Genomic DNA, 1400 nt, shown 5'->3' on the forward strand with positions numbered 1-1400 from the left:
TTGCGAATGATTGATCGTCATAGGCGGGACCAGCACTGAATGGTTCGCCTAAGTAGCAACGAAGCCGGATCATCAGCACCAGCGAAGCAAAGGTACGGACACATGGTGTCCGCAACCAACAACACTGAAACCGCACTAGTCACGAGCTAGGCACCAACCCCTTTCACATCAATGGGTTCCGAGCATACCCAAACAAAAAGCCCCGACCAAGGCCGGGGCTTTTCATACAACTGGTGCCGGAAATAGGAATCGAAGCTACGACCTATGCATTACGAATGCGCCTTCCCAACCACTCGCTTGCATCGTGCAACCATGTCGGTCGAACGTCATGGACGGAGCTCATTAATTTGATCACGGAGGCAGTCAGTTAATCCTTCCATGGCCATGCGAACACAGGACTGGTCGACCATGAAGCTGAAACTGGATGTCATCACCAGGCCGGAGCAATAGCTGAAGGTAAAAACAGCCTTGTGCGTAGATCGAACAAAGCGCGGATCATCTCCCAAGCTGAACTCCAGCACCTGCCCCCCTCCGTCGATAGGCTGCAGCGTGCACGAGAATGATCGCTCTTCTTCCAGCCAGACTGCAAAGGCTTGCCTAAGCTCCCCCAATGCGTCTCGCGCCACGATGACCTGCGGAAGCACAACACGGAAATCCTCAACTACCTCCCGCGCTCCCTCTTGCGCCCGATTCCAATATTCGCCAACTATCGTAAAGCGACAGACCATATCGCGATCTGTGCTGCCCACAACTTCACACTCGAGATTCTCCATTCCTCGATTTGAGGGTACAGACCACCTACGATCAGTCATCGAGACCTCCCTGTTGGATTCCCCTTGGGTCGTCGAGAATGCTCTTCATTTCTATTGACATTCCTCTCTCCGGTATCGTGCGGAGTCCTTCCCCTGCTCGCATGCCCTCCTTGATCACTTCCGGGCCCCCGGTCAGGAATCACCGAGTCGGGATCAGTACTTGGGGCGCCTTCATTTCTTCTCGTTTCAGACTGCCGGCCACTTGTACTCTCAGGCGAGTATGGATCACTCGGAATGAATGGTGATGGTGATCGTCCCGATTCCCCCTTGCTTCCAGGAATAGGCTGCCCGTCTCGCCCCCGCCGAACTGTATCCCGACCTGCGGGACGTTCAGTGGGCCTCGAAGTTGGCCTTCCACCTGGCCCGCTCTCGCGATTCCCCCCGGATGTGTCTTCACTGCGCTGGATGTTTCCACCGGGGTTGGGAACCGGGATGGGAAGGATGTAGGGGGCAGGCATCGGGATCGCCTGCCGTCCATCGGGATCATTGAACTTGTACGGATTCCCGTTCGCATACCGATACCGATTGAACTGACCCACAGGCTGCTCATACGCAGTCACCGGATCCACAGACAGGAACACACCCAGT

At 55.6% G+C, this 1400-nt stretch carries 1 protein-coding gene; it reads right to left on the reverse strand.

All coding sequences use genetic code 11. The annotated features are described in order from the left end of the window. Positions 1-326 precede the first annotated feature (326 nt). Complete coding sequence (locus ABR323_RS21800; RefSeq protein ID WP_439450809.1) at positions 327-773, reverse strand: hypothetical protein; 447 nt, start codon at positions 771-773, stop codon at positions 327-329. Between the last annotated feature and the right edge of the window lie 627 nt (positions 774-1400).

Source organism: Stenotrophomonas sp. ATs4, assembly GCF_051861585.1.
GTDB classification, from domain to species: domain Bacteria; phylum Pseudomonadota; class Gammaproteobacteria; order Xanthomonadales; family Xanthomonadaceae; genus Stenotrophomonas; species Stenotrophomonas maltophilia_AS.